This is a genomic window from Actinomadura napierensis, assembly GCF_039529375.1.
Classification (GTDB): Bacteria; Actinomycetota; Actinomycetes; order Streptosporangiales; family Streptosporangiaceae; genus Spirillospora; species Spirillospora napierensis.
Genome location: NZ_BAAAMR010000054.1, coordinates 1 through 20,220, shown reverse-complemented (window position 1 = coordinate 20,220; position 20,220 = coordinate 1). Strand labels below are relative to the sequence as shown.

Below are 20,220 nucleotides of genomic sequence, written 5' to 3'. Positions count from 1 at the left end.
CGCGACTGCACCGATCCTGCGAATGATGGTCACGGCCTCAATCCCTTCGACAGCGTCCTGCATCTCCACCCGCCGAGAACGACGCTCGCGGGGCGCACTGTGCCGAGTGATGACTATGGGCTCAGGGCAGCGTAACGTACCGCACGGTAGGAAAAGTCACAGGAAGGTGACAAAGCGGTAGCAGGAACCGGCCCCACCTCAGCCACCTCCCTATTGACATTCAGTGCAACGAGTCGCACCGCGTCAGGTTACGCCGTCCCGCCCCGCGGGGCCAGCCCGGGCCTTGGACTCGACACGGAGGGCACCGCCCCCGACCGGCGCTCGCAGCGCGACCGTCACGGAGACATCGACGATCTCTCCGTGCACCACGCACCCCGCCATCCGCGCACCGGACCGGCGCGCGATCTCCCGCGCCACCCTGCACGCGGCGGCGGGCCCGTCGGCCACGCGCGCCGCTCCCGCCAGCGCGGCGAGGTCCGCGGCGGCATCGCCCCGATGCCGTGCCGCCCGCACTCCGCCCACCCCCACGGCCACCACGCCGCCGACCCAGATGACGGCCATGAAGGCCACCACCCAGACCGTCCCCGAACCCCGATCGCTCCGCCATCCCCGGCGCCACCGCCCCCAACGCCCCTCGCACATCCGCACCTCACCTCCCTCCGATTTGCCCTCGCCCACCCGACGGCCCATGTCCGCCTGCTCCTTCCTGCCGCCGTTCCCGTGCGCTTTCCACAGGGCACTTCCCGTGTCGTCCGGTCGGCGCTCGTGGCCCGGCCTGTCAGCCGTTGCTCGCGGCGCCTGGTTCCGTTGCGGCGGCGACGTGGGCGTGGACCGTCAGGGCCGGGAGCCGGGACGCCGCCGGAGCTTCGACAGGCGCGGAGACATCGACCTGCACGGTCGCGGCGTCGCGCTGGACCTTCACGATCGCGCCGGCCGGTACCGCCTTGACCACCAGCTCCCGCACGGCGGTGAGGGACTCTCCTCGTGCCGCCGCCCGGGCACCGGTCCGCGCGGCGTCGGTGCAGGTGAGCTGGGCCGACGCGACCGCCACGCCCCACAGTGCGATGGCCGTGACCAGCACCAGGCTCGGCAGTGCTACCGCGATCTCGGCCGTCACCATGCCCCGGTCTCCGCTCAGCCGGCCTGTTGCAGGGCCTTCTTGATGATTCCGGTGAGCATCGTGTGCACCTCCGGACTCTGGACGATCTTGAAAAGCAGGGCCGCGAACGCCGCGGCGGCAATGGTGCCGACGGCGTATTCGGCGGTCGACATCCCGCGGTCTCCGGAAAGGGCGCGCCATCTCCGCACCACCATCTGTATCGCCCGCATGGGGCCTCCTCGTTCTCCTCGTGGACGCCCGATCGCGTCCATTCCCAGGCTCGGGCGCACCGCGTCCGACCACCAGGCGAACCGCGTTCTGTGGATAACTCCGCTGGCGGATCACCGCCCGCGCCCTACAGGGCCGCTCTTCGTCCTGGCCCTAAGGGCCAAGATGGCGACCGACCCCATCCGGCAGACTTGCGCGCGACGCTTCGCCCATGAGCGCGGAGATCGACGTGAACGCCTGGGCCGACCGCTCCGGCGAGCGTGGATGGGCAAGGACGACGAGGGCCATCGTGGACCTGTTCACACCCGATGCCGCCTACCGGTCGACCCGCTGGCCGATCCCCACGTCAGCCGCGTCTTCGTCGCCGCGTACTGGCGGAAGGTGACCCGGACGCAGGAGGACTTCGACCTTCGGTTCGGCGTGCCCGTCTTGCCGGACTGTCGCGCGACGGTGGAGTGATGGGTGACTATGCGCGACGACGACTGGTACCCGGCCCAAAAAGCCCGCCCGAAGGCGTGACCTTGCCGGGTTGTGGTCCTGGCCTTCACGCCCGACGGCCGGTGCGCTGCACTGCGCAAGCACTACAACCCAGGCTTCGGACCCCTTCAGGCCGCACCGGACGGCTGGGGCGGTGGAAGCCGCCGGATGCGGCCGACCGCGGCGCGTTCACCTCTACATGGCCCGGCACTTGGTAGTCGTACGCACGCTGACAGCACGGGGCACTACGGCAGGAGGATCGTCGATGCGATTCCGGCGATCGCAGGGACCACTCCGAGCAGGACGAACGCGGGCAGGAAGCACAGCCCGAGCGGAGCGAGCACGCGGATGCCCGCGGCCCGGGCGCGTTCGGCCGCCGCCGTGCGGGCGACCCGCCGCTGGTCGCGGGCGAGACGTCCGAGGGACGGGGCCAGGGCCGCACCGCTGGAGACGGCGCGAACGGCCGTGCGGGCCAGCGGCGCCAGGCTCGGCTCTGCGGTGAGCGCGAGCCACGCCTCCACCGGATCGGCACCGAGGCGGATCTGGACGGCCACACCCCGCAACTCGTCCCCGAGGGGACCGGCCACTGCGTCCGCGACCGCTTCGACCGCGTTATGCCATGGAGCGCCGCCGCGCAGGCACGCGGCCAGAAGGTCCACCGCGACCGGAAGGTCCGCGATGAGACGGGCCCGGCGCCGCCTTCGATCGGCGTTACCGAGTCGGCCGAAGGAGTACCACACGGCCGCTGCGACCACGGCACCGATCACCCCGCCGACGAGGCCGCCGAAGATCACCCAACACATGACGCCGGCCAGCAGGGACGCACCCCGCCGGAGCACCTTCTCGCGCCGTCCGCTCTCCGCTTCTCCTTGGCCGCGCTCACCCGCCCGTCCGGCGGTCCGCTTGTGCAGAGGAGGGGCGCCACCCGAGTGGAATTGCCGATCAAGTGCACGACCGGGGCTCGTGTCGTGGAGCGGATGCACGGCCTCGGCCGACTGCAGGGCCTCTCGCCGGTCCGCTCGAAGTCGGGCCGGGTGTCCGCGTGGCGCGGCATGCCTCGGTGATGCCTTGGAGAACTGGTCGTCCAGCCTACGTCCGGCCGGGTTCGCGCCCTTCGGCAAGAGAAAGGCCGCCACTGCCGCGCAGAGCACCGCCATTGACGTCACCATCATTCCTCCATGTCTCTTCGGGGCCCCTTCAGCCCGTCGTCGCCGTCCCTGGTGGCGCAACTCCCCCGCGCCCCGCCTGCATGGCCGGGAGAGACCGCCGCCCGTGTTAGCCCAGGTAGGGCCGACGGCTCAGCCCGCCGGCTTCCGCGCCGCTCCCTGACGCACCGCGGGAACCTTCGGAGCAGCCCGCTTGGTTTCCGCGCCGCGCCGGACGAGCCGCGGGCCCGCCTCCCCTCAAGCAACAGCTGGCGGGGCGGCCTGCCACCTTCTGCGGCGTGCCGGAACGCACCGCAGGGCCGCCTTCCCCATAGCAACAGCCAGCCGGGCGGCCTGCCGCCTTCCAGCGGGGCATCGGGACGGGACCCGTAGTCCGCAGCTCCGACCGGCGCGAGCAGCGAGGCACCTTGCCGATTCCGAGCCGCGTCAGGACGAACCCGCAAGCCCGTGCTCGGCCAAGTGCCGCCGCTGAGAGGGCCGCTGGTTTCCGCCCCAGGACGGGACAGACCGCTGTCCCGTCCCCGTCAAGCAACCGCCAGCTCGGCGGCCCGCCGCTCTGCACGGCGCGCCGGGATGGGCTCCGTATTCCTAAGCGGCGAGGCGGCCTGCCGCTTCCGGGACGGCCCCAAGCCAGTGCTCTGTCAAGGCGCCGGGTGCCACGTTGCATCGGGTCGGGACGGGAGGCCCGTGCGCCGTCACATCTGATGGCGCGGCCTTGTCGGATTCAGGGGCACGCTGGACGGGCCGCAGGCCCGTCTGCCGCCGAGGGGGCTGTGGGGCTGGTTTCCGCCTTGCGTGCTGGTTCGGACGGGTGTCGCGGGGTTTTGTTGTCAAAGGTGGGCGAGGCCGGGCGGTGGGTCGGATGCCGCCTGGTGGGTCGGGTTGCCGCCTTGCGTACTGGGTCGGGCGGGTGTCGGGGACTGTGTTGTCAAAGGTGGGGTGGGCAGTTTTCGCCTTGCGTGCTGAGTTGGGGCGGGTGTCGCGGGCTGCGTCTGTCGGGGCGGTCGGTTCATTGGGCTCGTGGGTTTGGTGAGGTCGGTCAGGTTGGGGTCTTGGCGGATTCGGCTAGGCGGTGGGTCCAGTAGAGGCCGGTCGCGTTGAGGGCGATGCCGGTGCTGAGACAGGCCAGCCCGGGGAGAGAGCCGCAGAGGAAGGCGAGGGGGTGGGCGCCCAGGGCGGCGGCCATGCCGGTGCCGAGCAGTGGCAGCGCGGCGAGCAGGCGCGCGGTCGCGCGGGGGCCGGCGAGTTGGACCGCGACGTCCTGGCGTTGGGCCTCTTCGTCGCGGAGCGCGGCGGCCAGACCGTCCAGGACGGTGGCGAGGGTGCCGCCGCGTTCGCTGCCGATGCGCCAGCAGGCCGCGAGGAGGCGCAGGCCCTCGGCGCCCGGCTTGCTCGCCAGGTCGGCGAGATGGGCGGGGAACGACGGGGGCGCCCGCTTCGGGTCGAGGATTTCCGCGGACACGTGCGGGTCGAGGACGGCGGCGGACAGCGCGAACGCCTCCTCCGGCGTCCGACCGGCGGTCAGTTCCGCGGCCATCCCGTCGCAGAGTTCGATGACCGAGGTGCGGCGGCGGCCAGGACGGCCCCTGCGCTCCTTGATCGCCTCGACGCGGGACCTGAGGGCGGGAAGTGGACCGCCGGGTGCAGGTTCGGGGCCGAGGAGGCGGTCCAGCCGACGGCCGGCGGTGGACGGCCCGAGCAGCAGCCAGGCGGAGGCGGCGCAGCAAAGGGCGGCGGGCGCAATGACGTCGATCATGGCGCCCACCGGTTCTGGAGCCGGGCCGCGAGGGCGCCGGCCCCCTCGGCAGCGATCATCCGTCCGGTCGTGGTGAAGGTGACCGCGGGCAGCACGCCGACCAGGCCGTCTGCGGCGCGGCGCAGCAAGCAGACCTCGGCGACGCGGCGGCGCCCGCCGCCCGGTTCGCGGACGAGGTGGACGACCACGTCGAGGGCGGCGGCGAGCTGGCTGTGGACCGCCTCGCGGGACAGGCCTGCCGCGCAGGCCAGTGCCTCCAGGCGCGCCGGGACGTCCGCGGCGGCGTTCGCATGCAGGGTGCCGCAGCCGCCTTCATGTCCCGTGTTGAGGGCTTGGAGCAAAACGACGACTTCCGGGCCTCTGACCTCGCCGACGACGAGGCGGTCGGGGCGCATGCGGAGGGCTTGGCGGACGAGGTCGTTCAGCGTGACGCCGCCCGCGCCCTCCACGTTGGGCGGGCGGGCTTCGAGACGGACGACGTGGGGGTGCGTCGGACGCAGCTCGGCCGAGTCCTCGACGAGGAGAAGCCGTTCCCCTGGATCGGCGAGCGAGAGAAGGCCGCTGAGCAGGGTGGTTTTGCCGGTGCCGGTGCCTCCGGTGACCAGGAAGGCGGCGCGGGTCTCGATGAGGGCGGAGAGCAGGGCGGCGCCCTCGGGAGGGACGGCTTCGGCCGCGACGAGTTCGTCGAGGGTGAAGGCGCGGCGGCGGGGAAGGCGGAGCGAGAGGCAGGTGCCGTTCGCGGCGACCGGCGGGAGGATGGCGTGCAGCCGGACGCCGCCGGGGAGCCGCGCGTCGGCGTAGGGGGACGCGTCGTCGAGGCGGCGGCCCGCGGCTGCGGTGAGGCGCTGCGCCAGGCGGCGCACGGCGGCCTCGTCCGGGAACCGCAGCTCGGTGCGGACGAGACCGGAGCCGGCGTCGACCCAGACCTCGCCGGGGCCGTTCACCAGGACGTCGGTGACCTCGGGTGACCGCAGCAGCGGTTCGAGGGGGCCCGCACCCACGAACTCGGCGCGCAGCTCGTCGGCGAGCGCGAGGACCTCGCGGTCGCCGAGCAGCCTGCCCTCGGCGCGCAGCGCCGCCGCGACGCGTCCCGCGGTCGCCTCCCCGCCCGCGTCCGCCAGCCTGTCGCGAACGGCCGACGAGAGCCGCGTCATGTCGGCTCCAAGCTGATGGGCCACTTTCCGTCGTCCGTGGCGACGGTGGCGACCGCGACTGTGGCGACGGCGAGGACGGTGACCGCGACGGCGACCACGGCGGTGGTGCTGGCGACGATCTCGGTGGTGGCGACGACTGCGGTGGCGGTGGCGACGACCGCGGGGGTGGCGGCGGTAGTGGCGGCGCCGGCGGTGGCGGGGGTGGCGGTGGCGGGGGTGGCGACCGCGACGGCGACCACGGCGGTGGTGGGTGGGGGGTTGGGGGTGGAGGGGTTCATGCTGCTTCCTCGCGGTGGGCGTAGGGCTGGAGGGAGAGGTCCGCGAGGAGGCGGGAGCAGAAGTCGGCGAGGGGGCCGCGGCGGCAGGCGCGGGCGAGGGCGCCCTCCTCGACCGCGGCGGGGAGGCGGCGGTCGCGTTCGAAGACGCCGGCGACGGGGAGGCCGAGGGCCTGGGTGACCGCCCCGGGCGTCAGGCCGCCCGGGGACGGGCCCTGCACGATCAGGCGCAGGTCGCCGGTCTCGCGGCGCAGGGCGGCGGCGAGGCCGTCGGCGGCGACGGTGGCGCGGACCTCGGCGGGGACGAGCAGGAACGTGACGTCGGAGGCGCGCAGCGCGGCGCGGCCGATGTCGCCGGGAAAGCGCGGCACGTCGGCGATCACCAGGTCGAAGCCGCGGGCGGCGGCGTCGAACAGCGACTGCACCGCCGCGCCGGCGATCGGCGCCGACTCGCCGCGCCGCCAGGACAGGACCGACAGGTCGCCGGTGCACGGGAGGGTGTCGCGGAGCGTGGCGGCGTTCAGCCGGCCGTGTCGCTCGGCGAGGTCGGGCCAGCGCGCGCCCTCGTGTCCCTCCAGGCCCAGCATGAGGTCGACGCCGCCGCCGAGCGGGTCGGCGTCGACGAGGAGGGTGCGCAGGCCGCTCCCGGCGGCGGTGACGCCGAGCGCGTCGGCCAGGACGCTGGCGCCCACGCCGCCGCGCGACCCGGCGACGCAGATCGTGGTGGCCCGCCCGCCGTCGGGTTCGCTCGCGGCGGCGAACGCGTCGATCAGCCACTGCTCGTGGTCGGGCAGCACGGCGACGTCCTGCGCGCCGATCTGGACCGCCGTGCGGTACGCCTCGGCGGAGGCCGCGCCGGCGACCAGGACGACGCCGCCCCGGCGGGGCAGGCCGGCGGCCGTGATGTCCGCGGCGGCGTCCTCGCCGACCAGGACGAGGGCGGGCCAGGCCCAGGCGGTGCGGGCCTCGTCGGGGCCGGACGCGACCTCGGCGTGCGCGTCGGCGGCCGCGGCGAGGCGGAGCAGGGCGTCGGCGACGGCGGGGTCGGCCGTGATGATCAGTGCCGCGATGTTCATGGATCCTCCCGTGCGTTCGGAGGACTCCAGCCTGCGGCGCCGCCCCGGCCGGGCGAAAGCGTTCCGTGAATTGTGGATAACTCTCCGCGTCCGCAGGTCAAGGGGGACGCGGTGAAGGGGGAAACAGCACGGCGGGCGGACGGTTCTGACGTGCCACCGTCCGCCCGCCGCATGCTTGGGCGACCCCCGCCGGGGGGGAGAGCGGGGGTCGCCGAACGGTCCGGCTCCGGGGGGGTAGAGCCGGTCCGTTTTCCCAGGAAAGTCTCGGGAAGATCGGCTGAGCCGTTAGCAAGGCCGGTCTATAGGAGAGGCAAAGTCGCTGTCTCCAGTCTAAGCAGATACAACTTATGCTGCCCGGCCGCCGCGAGTTCCGTCGAGCCGTAAACTCGCCCGGAGAACGGTGTTTATCCTCATCTGTCGAAGGCGTACCGCTCCGGATCCCCGCGCCGCAGGGCGGAGCGGGGGCCGCGGGGGGCCGTCCCGCCCCATACGGACTGCAACGGGACGGAAGTGGGAGCGTACCGGAGAACCAAAGATTTTTCCGGTCGAGCGTGCGATCGGCGGCCAAAAAGAAACGATCACACTGCGTGATCGTTTTGGCGGCCGAAGGTCCGGTTACGGATAGCCCGAAATTGCGCATTTCGTCCCTTACCGGATGAAGAAGGGGCGGCGACCGGGGCGCGCGGCGCCGGTCCAAGGCCGCCCGGGTTTCCGTTCCAGGGCTTGTCAACTGGGCAAATGAGGCGTAGACAGGATTTACGGACCACAGGTCCGGGCACGGCACCCGGGCACCCACGCGCGACCAGCCGCGGGAGGCGCGTCGAGACGGGCTTGACCCGATCCGACGATAGTGAGGTGCACGCTTGGTAACCCGGTGTGACGTGATCGGCGGCGGCGCTCCCAGCGGGCGCCGTTCGCCATGTCCGCCGCCGCCCCGGCGCCGCCCCGAATCTCTCCGTCAGTCGCTTCGGACCTCCAGGCCCAGCGCAGTCGCGAGCACGACCGCCTGGTAGGGGTCGATCACCGCTCCCCGCAACTCCACGGTGTGCGGGTCGATCGAGGAGATGTCGCTTCCGCGCAGGTCGCAGCGGGACAGGTCGGCCTTGTGCAGCCAGGCGCCCGACAGGTCGAGGCCGCGCAGCGTCGCGCCCGCGCACCGCGCGCCCGTAAGGTCGGCCTCGCGCAGGCGGACGTCGGTGAACGACGCGCGGCGCAGGTCGGCGCCGGGCAGCCCGGTGAAGGACCAGTCGCCTCCGATGACCTTCATCAGGTCGTAGGTGCAGCCGTCGAACATCCCGCCGACGACCTTGCAGCCCGCGAAGGTCGCGTCGAAGAAGCCGCAGCGGACGAACGTGCAGTTCAGGAACGCGGCGTCGGTGTGCGTGGAGGCGTTGAAGCGGACGCCGCGGAAGGTGCACTCGGTGAACACCGCGCCGGTGCCGGCCGCCTCGGTCATGTCGACGTCCACGAACAGGACGCGCTCGTGCCGCTCGCCGGTCAGGTCGCGCGAATCCCAGTCGGCGGACGCGATGGTGGTCTCGGTGGGCGCCGCCGGGCGCCCGTCCTTCCGTTCGGCCATCGACACAGCATGGCGGCCGCCACCGACAGAAGGCGTCAGCCGCGCATGAAGGCTTCGCAGATGGCCTGCGAGTCGCGGGCCGCGGCGGCCACGGCGGCCGAGCAGTGCCCGACCCACTGGGCGACGCCCTCGGGCGTCCCGGACGCATAGGCGCGCAGTGCCTCGGCGTAGTCGCCGGCCAGTTCCGCATGGCCGACCTCAGGAGCGACCAGCGATTTCGGGTCGAGGCCGCGGGCGACGAGGGTGAGGCGCTGTGCGCCGCGGGCGATGATGCCGTCTCCCCAGCCGAACGTCCGCAATGTCAGCAGCTCGCCGTGCACGATGGCGGCCACCACGAGCGCGGGGGCCTTGGTGGGCTGGGTGAGGAGCCCGCTAAGGGCGTCCAGGCGCGCCGCCACCTCGGCCGCGGACGGCGGCTCGCCCAGCCCGAGCACGTCCTTCACGGGGTGGTCGTCGCTACGGGGACGTCCGAGATCGGCACTGTCGACGGCGTCGGCCGCGGCCAGTACGTGCAGGCGCGCGAGGACCTGGCGGGGCGCCTGCCGCCACGTCTCGGCGAGGGTGCCGAGTTCCGCCGACACCCGCAGCGCCCCTTGGACGACCGGGTCCGTGGGGTTCTCGGTGGTACGCAGGTCCTCCAGAGTGACCGATGCGCCTTCCAGCACGGCGGACGCGCGCGCGCCGCGCAGCGCCGACTCGGTGGACACCTCGGCGCTGCGGCGCCGCAGGATGCGGTGGCCGAGCAGCCGGTCCACGGCGGACCGCGCATCGGCGACGGCGTCCGGGACGCCGGGCAGGTTCGCAATCTGTGCAAGGGCATCGGTCACGCGCCCGACTTTATGCGGTCGCCGGTAACGCTCGCGCACACGCCCCGCGCGCGCGTAGAACGGAGGCGGTTCCCGAGGCGCGGCATTGGGAAGGCACTGTGTGTCGGGCATCACACATCATCCGGAGCCTCGGGCGCCGGTCGCGCTCTTCCCCGACACTCGGGAATGCGGCCTTGTGGGGACGGGACCTTCCTGGTGGAGTGGGGATACCGGGCGACCCCCGTTCAGCTAGCAAGGAGTACGCGTTGAGCCAGAGCCACGAGACACTGTCGAACCTTCTGCAGGAGACGCGGAGCTTCCCCCCGCCCGCCGAGCTCGCCGCAGCGGCGAACGTCACGGCCGAGGCGTACGACGAGGCCGCCGCGGACCGCCTGGGCTACTGGGCGAAGCAGGCCGAACGGCTGGCCTGGTCCAAGCGCTGGGACGAGGTCCTGGACTGGAGCAAGCCGCCGTTCGCCAAGTGGTTCGTGGGGGGCGAGCTGAACGCCGCCTACAACTGCGTCGACCGGCACGTCGAGGCCGGCCTCGGCGCGAAGATCGCCTACCACTGGGAGGGCGAGCCCGGGGACACCCGCACCATCACCTACGCCGACCTGCAGCGGGAGGTGAACAAGGCCGCCAACGCCCTGCTGGAGCTCGGCGTCCGCAAGGGCGACCGGGTCGCGATCTACCTTCCGATGATCCCGGAGCTGCCGATCTCGATGCTGGCGTGCGCGCGGATCGGCGCCACCCACTCGGTGGTGTTCGGCGGCTTCTCCTCCGAGGCGCTGCGCACCCGCATCGACGACGCGCAGGCCAAGCTGGTCATCACCGCCGACGGCGGGTACCGGCGCGGCAAGCCGTCCGCGCTGAAGCCGACCGTGGACGAGGCGGTCGCGCAGACGCCGACGATCGAGCACGTCCTGGTCGTCCGCCGCACCGGCGAGGACGTCGCGGAGAACGAGCGCGACGTCTGGTGGCAGGACATCGTGGAGCGGCAGAGCGACGAGCACACCGCCGAGCCGATGGACGCCGAGCACCCTCTGTACATCCTGTACACCTCGGGTACGACGGGGAAGCCGAAGGGCATCCTGCACACCACCGGCGGATACCTGACGCAGTGCGCCTACACCCACAACGCGGTGTTCGACCTCAAGCCGGAGACGGACGTCTACTGGTGCTCGGCCGACATCGGCTGGGTGACGGGCCACTCCTACATCGTGTACGGGCCGCTCGCCAACGGCGCCACCAGCGTCATGTACGAGGGCACGCCGGACACGCCCAACAAGGGCCGCTGGTGGGACATCATCCAGAAGTACAAGGTGTCCATCTTCTACACGGCGCCCACCGCGATCCGCACGTTCATGAAGTGGGGCGACGACATCCCCGCGCAGTACGACCTGTCGTCGCTGCGCGTACTGGGGTCGGTGGGCGAGCCCATCAACCCCGAGGCGTACATCTGGTACCGCGAGAACATCGGGGCGAGCAAGACGCCGGTGGTCGACACGTGGTGGCAGACCGAGACGGGCGGCATCATGATCAGCCCGCTGCCGGGCGTGACGGCCGGGAAGCCGGGCGCGGCGATGCGCCCGCTGCCGGGCGTCTCCGCCGAGGTGGTGGACGACCAGGGGCAGCCGGTGCCGAACGGCGGCGGCGGGTTCCTGGTGCTCACCGAGCCGTGGCCCGGCATGCTGCGGACGATCTGGGGCGACGACGAGCGGTACATCAAGACGTACTGGTCGCGCTTCGAGGGCAAGTACTTCGCCGGCGACGGCGCGAAGAAGGACGCGGACGGCGACATCTGGCTGCTCGGCCGGGTCGACGACGTGATGCTGGTGTCCGGGCACAACATCTCCACCACGGAGGTGGAGTCGGCGCTGGTCTCGCACCCGAAGGTGGCCGAGGCGGCGGTCGTCGGCGCGACCGACCCGGTGACCGGGCAGGCGATCGTGTCGTTCGTGATCCCGCGCGGCAGCGCCGGCGAGGAGGTCGAGGGCGCCGAGTTCCTGGCCGAGCTGCGCGACCACGTGTCCAGGACGCTCGGCCCGATCGCCAAGCCGCGGCAGATCATGATGGTGCCGGAGCTGCCGAAGACCCGGTCCGGCAAGATCATGCGGCGGCTGCTGCGGGACGTGGCGGAGAACCGCAGCATCGGCGACGTGTCGACGCTCGCCGACAGCACGGTGATGGACCTGATCTCCGAGAAGCTGCCGAGCACCAAGTCCGAAGACTGATCGGGTCTTTCTCCTGGTCGGTGCAGGTACACCGGATCCAAGGAGCGGGGCTGGGACGGCCCGTGCGGGAGCGTTGTTCGGCGCTCCGGCGCGGGCCGTCGCCGTTCGCGGTGCGGGCGAGCGGGTAGCCTGGTGATCAGGTGCGCCGGGAAGTCTGGTCGGCAGGGGACGCCCCATTCCCGCAGGTAGGTCGGGGCCCGCGAGGTGCGGGCGGGGCTCCGCGTCCGACCGTCCGCCGCCTTCCCGGGGGTATCGCATGCCGCGCCCGTCCGCCGCGCCCGAAAAGCGCCGCATCGCTCATGTCTGGCCGTTCCGTCCGACGGTCCGGTACAGCGGCCAGGTCGCCGAGGCGCTGCGCACCGAGACGGTCGGCGGCGTGGTCATGCTGCTGGCGACGGTGGTGGCGCTGGTCTGGGCGAACACCCCGTGGGCCGACGCCTACAGGAGCCTCCAGTCGCACGAGCTGAGCCCGCACTGGCTGCAGCTCGGGCACATGGACGTGCAGCACTGGGCGTCCGGCGGGCTGCTCGCGGTGTTCTTCTTCATCGCGGGCCTGGAACTGCGCGAGGAGCTGACGCACGGGGAGCTGCGGGATCCGCGGGACGCGGCGCTGCCGGTGATCGCGGCGGCCGCGGGCGTGGCGATGCCGGCGCTCATCTTCGTCATCGTGAGCGCGGGCGAGCCCGGCGCGCTGCGCGGCTGGGCCGTGCCGACGGCGACCGACATCGCGTTCGCCCTGGCCGTGCTGGCGGTGACCTTCTCGGCGTGCCCGGCGTCGCTGCGCGCGTTCCTGCTGACGCTCGCCGTGGTGGACGACCTGATCGCCATCACCATCATCGCGTTGTTCTACACCGAGACACTGCACTGGACATGGCTCGGCATCGGAGTCGTGCTGATCGTGGTGTACGGGCTGCTGCAGTCCAGAGATGTCCGATCTCCGTGGCTCTACGTGCCGATCGCCCTGCTCGCCTGGTACTGCGTGCAGCGCAGCGGGATCCACGCGACCGTCGCCGGTGTGGCCCTGGGAATGCTGACGAGTTCCAAGGAGACGGCGGACGACCGGCCCACGAACGCCGAGCGGGCCGACCGCGTCCTGCGGCCGCTGTCGGCGGGGTTCTGCGTGCCGGTGTTCGCGTTCCTGTCGGCGGGCGTCGCGCTCAGCGGGCCCGCGCTCGGCGCCGTTCTCGGCGACCGGGCGGCCCTCGGTGTGATCTGCGGGCTGGTGATCGGTAAGTTCGTGGGAGTCTTCGGCGGCGCCTGGACGGCCGTGCGGCTCGGCCTGGCGACGCTCGGGGAGGACCTGCGCTGGCGGGAGATCGCGGGGGTCGCGATGCTCGCCGGGGTGGGATTCACCGTTTCCCTGCTGATCGGCGGTTTGGCCTATACCGACCCGTCCCGATTCGAGAGAGTGACGACAGCGGTCCTGATCGCGAGCATCATCGCGTCGGCGGCCGCCGCCGTCGTCTTCCGGAGAAGGGCGCGCCCGCGCCCGGCGGAATGACGGCCGACTCTGGAAGGAGAGGAGCGCTATGTCCGAGGCACTACCGGGGGAGAGTGTCGAGGAGAAATCCCTCGGCGAGCTCGTCGCGCTGGCGTCGAGCAACGTCTCCGCGCTGGTCAGGGCGGAGATGGACCTGGCCAAGCTGGAGCTGAAGGCGGACGCGAAGAAGGCCGCCTACGGCAGCGTGATGTTCACCATCGCCGCACTGATCGGCGGTCTGATCGTCATCCTGCTGTCGATCGCGCTGGCCTACGGGCTCGTCGCGGCCGGGCTCTACCACTGGGCCGCGTTCCTGGTCGTGTCCGGCATCTACCTGGTCCTCGCGGCCGGCCTGATCGCCTTCGGCTACCTGCGCATGCGCAAGATCGACGGGGCGAAGCGCACGCGCCGGACGCTGAAGGACGACTTCACCGCGCTCCGGCACCGCGGCGGCTCGGACACCCCCGCCCTGACGGACTGACGCCCGCCATGTCGGGGCACGAGGCGTCCCTGGTCGAGCTCGACGGGCCGTGGACGCACCGCGCCGTCAGCGCGGGCGGGACCCGGTTCCACGTCGCCGAGGCCGGGGAGGGGCCGCTGGTCCTGCTGCTGCACGGCTTCCCGGAGTTCTGGTGGGCGTGGCACCACCAGCTGGTGTCGCTGGCCGGCGCCGGATACCGGGCGGTCGCCGTCGACCTGCGCGGGTACGGCGGCAGCGACAAGCCCCCGCGCGGCTACGACCTGATCACGCTGGCGGGGGACGCCGCCGGGCTGGTCCGGGCGCTCGGCGAGGCGAACGCGGTGGTGTGCGGGCACGACTGGGGCGGGCTGCTGGCGTGGACGATGGCGGTCTACCACCCGAAGATCGTCCAGCGGCTCGCGGTGGTCGGCGCGCCGCATCCGCTGCGGCTGCGGCGGTCGGTGCTGGGCGATCCGCGCGGGCAGGGGTGGGCGGCGCGCCACACGTTCGGCTTCCAGGTCCCCATGTGGCCGGAGCGGCGGCTCGTCCGCGACGACGCGGAGCTGGCGGGCCGGCTGCTGCACGACTGGTCCGGTCCGGACTGGCCGGATGAGCGCACGGAGCGGTTCGTCCGCAAGGCGGTGCAGATCCCCGGGACGGCGCACTGCGCGCTGGAGTACCACCGGTGGCTCATCAGGTCGCAGGCCCGTCCGGACGGCATCCGCTACGCGCACCGTATGCGCGCCCCGATCCAGGCGCCCACGCTCCAGTTGCACGGTGCCCTCGACACCTGCATCCTTCCGGCCAGTGCACGGGGCTCGGGACGCTATGTGGCGGCCCCCTACCGGTGGAAGCTCATCGAAGGCGCGGGGCACTTCCCCCACGAGGAGCGTCCGCGCGCATTCGACGCGCAGCTCCTCGGATGGCTGGCCGACCCGGAACCCGACAGCTGACCCCACGCGGCCGGCCGGGGCCGTCTCCCGCTGAGAAATGCTGCGGCGCGTACCGTAGAGGGATGCGGGATCGGGACGAGGCGGGACGCCCACGCAACGCACGGCCACGTGATGCGTACGGTCGTCCGCTGCCTCATGGCACCACCGGCATCCCCACGATGCCGGACGACCTCGACATGCCCGTCGCAGAGGCATTGGTGGAAGCGCAGCGTCTCCTGGACGAGGACCGCCCCTTCCATGCGCACGAGGTGCTCGAAGCCGTCTGGAAGGCCGCTCCGGAGGCGGAACGGGAGCTGTGGAGAGGCCTCGCCCAGGTCGCCGTAGGCATCACCCACCTGCGGCGGGGAAACCAGCGCGGTGCGACAGCACTGCTGAGCCGCGCCGCCGATCGCATCGAGCCCTACGGGGAAACGCCGCCGCACCGCGTCGACGTGCGCGGCATCGTCGAGCGGGCGCGCGCGCTGGCGGAACACCCGGAGGACACCCCGGTGAAGCTCCGCCTCACCGCGCCGTAAGCGGGGGTCAGTCCGAGCAGCTCTGGGTGAAGACCGCCTTGGTCAGCTCGACGCCCGCCTTGGCGTCCGGCGCGACCTCCTCGGCGGTCAGCGCGTACCCCGTGGAGGGGGTGTCGAGCGCCGCCGCGAAGATGACCCCGTAGACGCGGCCGTCGGTGGACAGCAGCGGCCCGCCGGAGTTGCCCGGCTCGACCTTCCCGCGGATCGCGTAGATCTCCCGGCTGACCTGGCCGGCGTGGTAGATGTCCGGGCCCCGCGCGGTCTGCCGGGCGCGGATCCGGGCGGCACCCGGCGTGAACGGCTGGTTCTTCGGGAACCCGGCGATGATCGCGCTGTCGCGGACCCGCGCCTCCCCGGCGAACTTCAGCGGCCGCGCCTCCAGCCCCGGCACGTACAGCACCGCGATGTCGCGCTTCGGGTCGTACAGCACGACCCGGCCGCGGGTCTTGCCGCCGGTGCGGGTCTCGACGACCGACGTTCCCCGGGCGCCCGCGACGACGTGCGCGTTCGTCATGATGTGGTGCGGCGCGAACACGAACCCGGTGCCCTCGATGCGGCGCTGGCACTGCGGCGCGGTGCTGACGACCTTGACGATGCTGTTCTTGGCGCTCTGCAGGCCCTCGGTGTTGAGCACCGACTCGTCCGGCGGCGGCACCTGCACCACCGACTCGCCGCCGAGCCCGTTGAAGACCTGCGGGAACTCGCTGTTCTTCACGAACCCCTGGAACGAGGTGAACCAGGTCTGCGCCTGCGCGGGCATCACCCCGTTGATGCCCTTTATGATCGCCGAGCCCTTGACCTGCGTGCGCACCGGCCTGAACTCCGAGTTCGCCACCAGGTTCCCGAAGAACCAGGCGACGACCAGCAGCGACAGCGCGCTGACGACGGTGCCGCCGACCGCGTCCGCGGTGCGCGCGTTCAGCCCGGTGACCCGGTTGCGCAGCACCGCGCCGACCGACGAGGCGATCAGCTGCCCGAGGGTGGCGGCGAGGAACGCGACCACGATGGCGAGCAGCGCCTGCTGCGCGGCCCCGTTCACGGTGGCCTCCGCGATCGGCGGCGCGATGAGCACCCCGATCACCCCGCCGCCGACGAAGCCGACGAAGCTCAGCAGGCTGACGATGAACCCCTGCCGGTACCCCGAGACTCCGAACAGCACGACGAGCACGAGCAGGATGAGATCGAGAACGTGGTCGTGCAGCACCGCTTCACCGTATAGTGCGCCGGGGCCGCTTCACGTCCCCTCGACGGACCAGTTTGCCCTGGCGCGAGTGACCGTGCAGGGCGACGACGGGCGGCGCGGATCCGCGCCCAGGATGACGCCGCGGCCGTGACCTGCGCGGATCCGGGAGCCTCGGCGGGGCCGCCGCGCGGTCGCCCGGCGGGTCAGCCGCGGGAGGCCAGGGTCAGCACGTCCGGCGGCAGGTCCTCGACGTGACCGGTGTCCCAGGGGCGGTCCCAGCCGCCCGCCACCAGCACCTGCGTCAGCACCGCCGCGGTGAAGCCCCACACCAGCATGCCGCCGGCGCGGAACGCCGGGCCCATCCTGAACCCGGACGGGTGCTTGACGGTCAGCCGGTTCGCCGGGTCGGCCAGGTCGCGAATCGGCACCCGCGCGACCGTGGCGACCTCGCCCGGATGGCCAGGCGCGATCTCCGACGGCTCCCGCCACCAGCCCGCGACCGGCGTGACCCGGTGCCGGCTGTGCGACAGGTACAGCTCGGGCAGCGTGCAGAGCACGTCCACGCCGGACGGCTCGACGCCGGCCTCCTCCCACGCCTCCCGCAGCGCCGCCGCGACCGGCCCCTCGTCGCAGTCGTCGATGCGGCCGCCCGGGAAGGCGGGCTGCCCGGCATGGTTGGACAGCGTCGCGGCCCGCTCGGTGAGCAGGACGTCCGGGCCGTCCGGGCCCTCGCCGAACAGGATCAGCACGGCGGCGGCGCGGGCGCCGGGCTCCGGCTCGAACATCGGCGGCACCGGCATCCGCGGCGCCTCGGCGCGGAAGCGGTCGAGCCACGGCGGGCAGGTGGATGCGGTCTCGGTCACGCCACTCCCAACTCCGGAACGCCCGCGTTCCTTCCCGATGGGAACCGTTCCAGCCTCCGGCCGTCCCCCGTACCGGGGCGGATCACGAGAACGGGCCGGGCTTGACGAGCTTGCCGGCCGCCTCGGCGTCGACGGGCCCGGTGCCGTAGGACGGGCAGTCCTTGGCGAGCGGGCACGCCCCGCAGGCGGGACGGCGCGCGTGGCAGATCCGGCGGCCGTGCCAGATCAGCCGATGCGACAGCATCGTCCAGTCCTTGCGGGGGAACATCTCGCCGATCTCCTTCTCGACCTTGACCGGGTCGTCCTCGGCGGTCCAGCCGAACCGGTTGACCAGGCGACCGAAGTGGGTGTCGACGGTGATGCCCGGCACGTCGAACGCGTTGCCCAGCACGACGTTGGCGGTCTTGCGGCCGACGCCCGGCAGGGTGACGAGGTCTTCCAGCCGTCCGGGGACCTCGCCGCCGAACCGGTCGCGGAGCGCGACCGACAGCCCCATCACGGACTTGGTCTTGGCCCGGAAGAACCCGGTCGGCTTCAACAGCGTCTCGACGTCCTCGGGGTCGGCGGCGGCCAAGTCCTCCGGGGTGGGGTACTTGGCGAACAGTGCCGGGGTCGTCAGGTTCACCCGCTTGTCGGTGGTCTGCGCCGACAGGACGGTCGCGACCAGCAGCTGGAACGGGGTGCCGAAGTCCAGCTCGCAGTGCGCGTCGGGGTAGGTCTCGGCCAGCACCCGGTTCATCCTGCGCGCGCGCCGCACCAACCCGGTCCTGGTCTCGTCGCGGAACCTGCGCGCCCGCGCCGCCCCGCCCGGCTGCGCGCCGGCCTTCCCGCCCCGCGCCGCGCCCTCCTTCTCGCCTCGCGCGGCGCCCGCCTTATCGCCTCGCGGCGCGCGCGCCTTTCCGCCCTGCGTCTTGCCGTCCGCCTCCGCGGTCATGCCGGCTCCGTCGTCATACGCCAAGCCTAGAACCTCGCCGGCAGCGGTACCGGCGCGGAGAAATCTCCGGAGAAAGTCCGTAATCGCGGGCGGTTCCGGCCGTCTCTTGTGTACCTCGTCCCCCGCGAAGGAGATCTCATTGTCTGACTTCAGCCAGGTGGTTCCCCTTCCCGTCCGCCGCATCGAGCTCGGCCTGTCCTTCGACGGCTCCGCCGGGCTGGCCCGTGAGCTGCGCGGGCAGGTGCCCGCCGTCGCCGTGGAGGCGACGCGCCGGATCGAGAAGCGGCTGCCGGAGTTCGTCCGGCCCCACGACCCCCGGTACACCCGGGGGCTGGAGGCCGCGGTCGAGTGCGCCATCGGCCACTTCCTCGACCTGCTGGCCGATCCGGGCGTCTCCTCCGCCGACGTCCTGGACTTCTGGCGGCGGATCGGGGCCGGCGAGGCCGGCGAGGGACGCACGCTGGAGTCCTGGCACGCGGCGACCCGGATCGGCGCCGGCGTCGCGGTCGAGCAGCTCACCGAGCGGGCGGGACGGCTCGGCTACCGGGCCGGCGCCCCCACCATGGCGGGGATCGCGAACGCGGTGTTCGACTACATGAACCAGCTCGCGTCGGCGGTCGCCGCTGGCCACGCCGACGCCGCCGCGCGGGCGGCCGGCGCGCAGCAGGACCACCGGCGCCGGCTGCTGGACCTGCTGCTGGACGAGCCCGTCCCGGCCCCGCGGCACCTGCGGGAGGTCGCCGGCGAGGCGTCCTGGCCGCTGCCCCGGACGGTCGCGGCCGTGGCGCTGCGCGAGCGCGGCCCCGAGACCCGGCGGCCGTCGCTGCGCACCGACGTGCTGCTCGGCCTGCACCGCGCCGAGCCGTGCCTGATCGTCCCGGACCCGGAGGGCCCCGGCCGCGCCCGGCTGCTGGAACGGCGGCTGGACGGCTGGACCGCCGCGATCGGCCCGGCCGTCGAGCCGACCGGCGCGGCGCGGTCGCTGCGCTGGGCGCGGGACGCGCTGGACCTCGCCGACCAGGGCCTGATCGACGAGGACCCGGCCGCGCGGGACACCCCCATCGCCGCCGAGATGCACATGCCGATCATCGTGATGATGCGGGAGCGGGAGCTGGTCGAGAAGGTGATCGAGCGGCGGCTGGCGCCGCTGCTGGCCGCCCGCCCGGCGCAGCGGCACCGGCTCGCCGAGACCCTGCTGGCGTCGCTGGAGTGCGGGTTCAACGCCACGGCGGTCTCCGGCCACCTGCACGTCCACCCGCAGACCGTCCGGTACCGGTTCCGCCAGCTCGAGGACCTGTTCGGCGACACGATCCACGCGACGTCGGACCGGCTGGAGCTGCACATGGCGCTGCGGGCGTGGCTCGCGCTCAACCCCGAGCCGTCCGCGCGCGACCAGCTCCGCTACGGCTGACCCCGGTGAGCGGGGACGGTCAGCTCACGGCCCAGCCCTGGGCGGCCATCCCCGCGTACGAGGACGGCTTCAGCGTCACCGGCACCAGGCCCGACCAGCTGGCCTGCAGGTACCAGCCGTCGCCGTTGGCCAGCCGGTAGACGCCGCCGAACCGCACCAGCTTCCACACCTGGTCGGACCCGCCGCAGGGCGCCATGACGACGGAGTACTGCTGGCCGCCTTCCCACATGGGCCCGGCCGACAGCTGCCCGCGGGCCATGCATTTCCCGGTGGAGACGCTCGTCAGGGTGAAGCCGCCGGAGGTGTTCTTGCGCCGCCACTCCGTCGAGGAGTCGGTACAGGACCGCTGCACGACGTCGGTACCGGAGGGGGCCAGGCAGGACTGCAAGGTGGTGTTGCGCACGCGGTTGGCACTGCCCGCCCCCGAGCCGCCGCCGCCTGCGGGCGCGCCGTTCGAGCCGCCGGGCGCTGCCTGCCCGCCGCGCTTCTGGCCGCGGGCGTGGTCGGGCTTGTCGGGCGCCGCCGGCTCCTTCGCCGCCGCGGCCGTGCTCGCGGTCGCCGCCGGCGCGAC

General features: G+C 72.9%; 21 protein-coding genes. 7 read left to right on the top strand and 14 right to left on the bottom strand.

Translation table 11 applies throughout. The features are described 5' to 3' along the window. Window positions 1-243: 243 nt before the first annotated feature. The 3 genes from ABD296_RS27155 to ABD296_RS27145 form a co-directional block, all read right to left on the bottom strand. Window positions 244-642, bottom strand: coding sequence for an Rv3654c family TadE-like protein (locus ABD296_RS27155; RefSeq protein ID WP_344273046.1), 399 nt, complete (start codon window positions 640-642; stop codon window positions 244-246). A gap of 136 nt (window positions 643-778) precedes the next feature. Next, window positions 779-1,120: a TadE family type IV pilus minor pilin gene (locus ABD296_RS27150; protein WP_344272904.1), complete on the bottom strand. Its 342-nt coding sequence runs from the start codon at window positions 1,118-1,120 to the stop codon at window positions 779-781. Between the two features lie 14 nt (window positions 1,121-1,134). After that, window positions 1,135-1,314: a DUF4244 domain-containing protein gene (locus tag ABD296_RS27145; protein WP_344273043.1), complete on the bottom strand. Its 180-nt coding sequence runs from the start codon at window positions 1,312-1,314 to the stop codon at window positions 1,135-1,137. Between the two features lie 277 nt (window positions 1,315-1,591). Here ABD296_RS27145 and ABD296_RS27140 point away from each other — a divergent pair, with 277 nt between their 5' ends. Beyond that, entirely contained in the window at window positions 1,592-1,786 is a 195-nt protein-coding gene (locus ABD296_RS27140; RefSeq protein WP_344272901.1) for a hypothetical protein, read from the top strand. A gap of 263 nt (window positions 1,787-2,049) precedes the next feature. On the opposite strand, the gene ABD296_RS27135 is transcribed toward ABD296_RS27140, so the two are convergent. The 7 genes from ABD296_RS27135 to ABD296_RS27105 form a co-directional block, all read right to left on the bottom strand. Continuing rightward, window positions 2,050-2,643, bottom strand: a complete 594-nt coding sequence (locus ABD296_RS27135; protein ID WP_344272898.1) for a type II secretion system F family protein — start codon at window positions 2,641-2,643, stop codon at window positions 2,050-2,052. 1,366 nt (window positions 2,644-4,009) lie between these two features. Further along, window positions 4,010-4,726 (bottom strand): type II secretion system F family protein, encoded by a 717-nt coding sequence (locus ABD296_RS27130; protein ID WP_344272895.1) that lies wholly within the window; start codon window positions 4,724-4,726, stop codon window positions 4,010-4,012. After that, window positions 4,723-5,880 (bottom strand): TadA family conjugal transfer-associated ATPase, encoded by a 1,158-nt coding sequence (locus ABD296_RS27125; protein WP_344272892.1) that lies wholly within the window; start codon window positions 5,878-5,880, stop codon window positions 4,723-4,725. The genes ABD296_RS27130 and ABD296_RS27125 overlap by 4 nt, the downstream gene beginning before the upstream one ends. After that, window positions 5,877-6,158 carry a hypothetical protein gene (locus ABD296_RS27120; protein ID WP_344272889.1) on the bottom strand — a complete coding sequence of 94 codons (282 nt, stop codon included), beginning with the start codon at window positions 6,156-6,158 and terminating at the stop codon, window positions 5,877-5,879. The genes ABD296_RS27125 and ABD296_RS27120 overlap by 4 nt, the downstream gene beginning before the upstream one ends. Continuing rightward, window positions 6,155-7,231: a septum site-determining protein Ssd gene (gene ssd, locus ABD296_RS27115; protein ID WP_344272886.1), complete on the bottom strand. Its 1,077-nt coding sequence runs from the start codon at window positions 7,229-7,231 to the stop codon at window positions 6,155-6,157. The genes ABD296_RS27120 and ssd overlap by 4 nt, the downstream gene beginning before the upstream one ends. A 958-nt stretch (window positions 7,232-8,189) precedes the next feature. After that, window positions 8,190-8,810 (bottom strand): pentapeptide repeat-containing protein, encoded by a 621-nt coding sequence (locus ABD296_RS27110; protein ID WP_344272883.1) that lies wholly within the window; start codon window positions 8,808-8,810, stop codon window positions 8,190-8,192. A 35-nt stretch (window positions 8,811-8,845) separates the two neighbouring features. Beyond that, the gene (locus tag ABD296_RS27105; protein ID WP_344272880.1) at window positions 8,846-9,637 is read right to left on the bottom strand and encodes a Fic family protein; all 792 of its coding nucleotides are present in this window, start codon (window positions 9,635-9,637) and stop codon (window positions 8,846-8,848) included. 245 nt (window positions 9,638-9,882) lie between these two features. Between ABD296_RS27105 and acs the strand changes: the two genes are divergently transcribed. The 5 genes from acs (at window position 9,883) to ABD296_RS27080 (ending at window position 15,258) form a co-directional block, all read left to right on the top strand. Next, a complete protein-coding gene (gene acs, locus ABD296_RS27100; RefSeq protein ID WP_344272877.1) occupies window positions 9,883-11,850 on the top strand; it encodes an acetate--CoA ligase in 1,968 nt (655 codons plus the stop codon). Window positions 11,851-12,106: 256 nt separating this feature from the next. Further along, the gene (nhaA, locus tag ABD296_RS27095; RefSeq protein ID WP_344272874.1) at window positions 12,107-13,351 is read left to right on the top strand and encodes a Na+/H+ antiporter NhaA; all 1,245 of its coding nucleotides are present in this window, start codon (window positions 12,107-12,109) and stop codon (window positions 13,349-13,351) included. A gap of 28 nt (window positions 13,352-13,379) precedes the next feature. After that, on the top strand, window positions 13,380-13,811 hold the full coding sequence (locus ABD296_RS27090; RefSeq protein ID WP_344272871.1) for a phage holin family protein: 432 nt from the start codon (window positions 13,380-13,382) through the stop codon (window positions 13,809-13,811). Window positions 13,812-13,819: 8 nt separating this feature from the next. Next, the gene (locus tag ABD296_RS27085) at window positions 13,820-14,743 is read left to right on the top strand and encodes an alpha/beta fold hydrolase (protein ID WP_344272868.1); all 924 of its coding nucleotides are present in this window, start codon (window positions 13,820-13,822) and stop codon (window positions 14,741-14,743) included. A 158-nt stretch (window positions 14,744-14,901) separates the two neighbouring features. Next, complete coding sequence (locus tag ABD296_RS27080; RefSeq protein WP_344272865.1) at window positions 14,902-15,258, top strand: DUF309 domain-containing protein; 357 nt, start codon at window positions 14,902-14,904, stop codon at window positions 15,256-15,258. Window positions 15,259-15,265: 7 nt separating this feature from the next. Here the strand turns inward: ABD296_RS27080 and ABD296_RS27075 are convergent, their stop codons facing one another. The 3 genes from ABD296_RS27075 to nth all read right to left on the bottom strand — a co-directional run bounded on the left by ABD296_RS27075 (window position 15,266) and on the right by nth (window position 18,238). Next, complete coding sequence (locus tag ABD296_RS27075) at window positions 15,266-16,462, bottom strand: MarP family serine protease (RefSeq protein ID WP_344272862.1); 1,197 nt, start codon at window positions 16,460-16,462, stop codon at window positions 15,266-15,268. Between the two features lie 182 nt (window positions 16,463-16,644). Then, window positions 16,645-17,304 (bottom strand): NUDIX hydrolase, encoded by a 660-nt coding sequence (locus ABD296_RS27070; RefSeq protein ID WP_455363866.1) that lies wholly within the window; start codon window positions 17,302-17,304, stop codon window positions 16,645-16,647. Between the two features lie 82 nt (window positions 17,305-17,386). Further along, window positions 17,387-18,238: an endonuclease III gene (gene nth / locus ABD296_RS27065; protein ID WP_344272859.1), complete on the bottom strand. Its 852-nt coding sequence runs from the start codon at window positions 18,236-18,238 to the stop codon at window positions 17,387-17,389. Between the two features lie 139 nt (window positions 18,239-18,377). Between nth and ABD296_RS27060 the strand changes: the two genes are divergently transcribed. Then, a complete protein-coding gene (locus ABD296_RS27060) occupies window positions 18,378-19,649 on the top strand; it encodes a PucR family transcriptional regulator (protein ID WP_344272856.1) in 1,272 nt (423 codons plus the stop codon). A gap of 19 nt (window positions 19,650-19,668) precedes the next feature. Here ABD296_RS27060 and ABD296_RS27055 read toward each other — a convergent pair. After that, the coding region (locus tag ABD296_RS27055; protein WP_344272853.1) for an RICIN domain-containing protein at window positions 19,669-20,220 on the bottom strand (552 nt) is incomplete at its 5' end.

Coding starts and splice junctions, on each gene's coding strand:
- nth (WP_344272859.1), bottom strand. CDS start 18,238: ATGACCGCGGAGGCGGACGGCAAGACGCAGGGCGGAAAGGCGCGCGCG.
- ABD296_RS27085 (WP_344272868.1), top strand. CDS start 13,820: ATGTCGGGGCACGAGGCGTCCCTGGTCGAGCTCGACGGGCCGTGGACG.
- nhaA (WP_344272874.1), top strand. CDS start 12,107: ATGCCGCGCCCGTCCGCCGCGCCCGAAAAGCGCCGCATCGCTCATGTC.
- ABD296_RS27120 (WP_344272889.1), bottom strand. CDS start 6,158: ATGAACCCCTCCACCCCCAACCCCCCACCCACCACCGCCGTGGTCGCC.
- ssd (WP_344272886.1), bottom strand. CDS start 7,231: ATGAACATCGCGGCACTGATCATCACGGCCGACCCCGCCGTCGCCGAC.
- ABD296_RS27150 (WP_344272904.1), bottom strand. CDS start 1,120: ATGGTGACGGCCGAGATCGCGGTAGCACTGCCGAGCCTGGTGCTGGTC.
- ABD296_RS27090 (WP_344272871.1), top strand. CDS start 13,380: ATGTCCGAGGCACTACCGGGGGAGAGTGTCGAGGAGAAATCCCTCGGC.
- ABD296_RS27110 (WP_344272883.1), bottom strand. CDS start 8,810: ATGGCCGAACGGAAGGACGGGCGCCCGGCGGCGCCCACCGAGACCACC.
- ABD296_RS27140 (WP_344272901.1), top strand. CDS start 1,592: ATGGGCAAGGACGACGAGGGCCATCGTGGACCTGTTCACACCCGATGC.
- ABD296_RS27145 (WP_344273043.1), bottom strand. CDS start 1,314: ATGGTGGTGCGGAGATGGCGCGCCCTTTCCGGAGACCGCGGGATGTCG.
- ABD296_RS27155 (WP_344273046.1), bottom strand. CDS start 642: ATGTGCGAGGGGCGTTGGGGGCGGTGGCGCCGGGGATGGCGGAGCGAT.
- ABD296_RS27130 (WP_344272895.1), bottom strand. CDS start 4,726: ATGATCGACGTCATTGCGCCCGCCGCCCTTTGCTGCGCCGCCTCCGCC.
- ABD296_RS27125 (WP_344272892.1), bottom strand. CDS start 5,880: ATGACGCGGCTCTCGTCGGCCGTTCGCGACAGGCTGGCGGACGCGGGC.
- ABD296_RS27080 (WP_344272865.1), top strand. CDS start 14,902: ATGCCGGACGACCTCGACATGCCCGTCGCAGAGGCATTGGTGGAAGCG.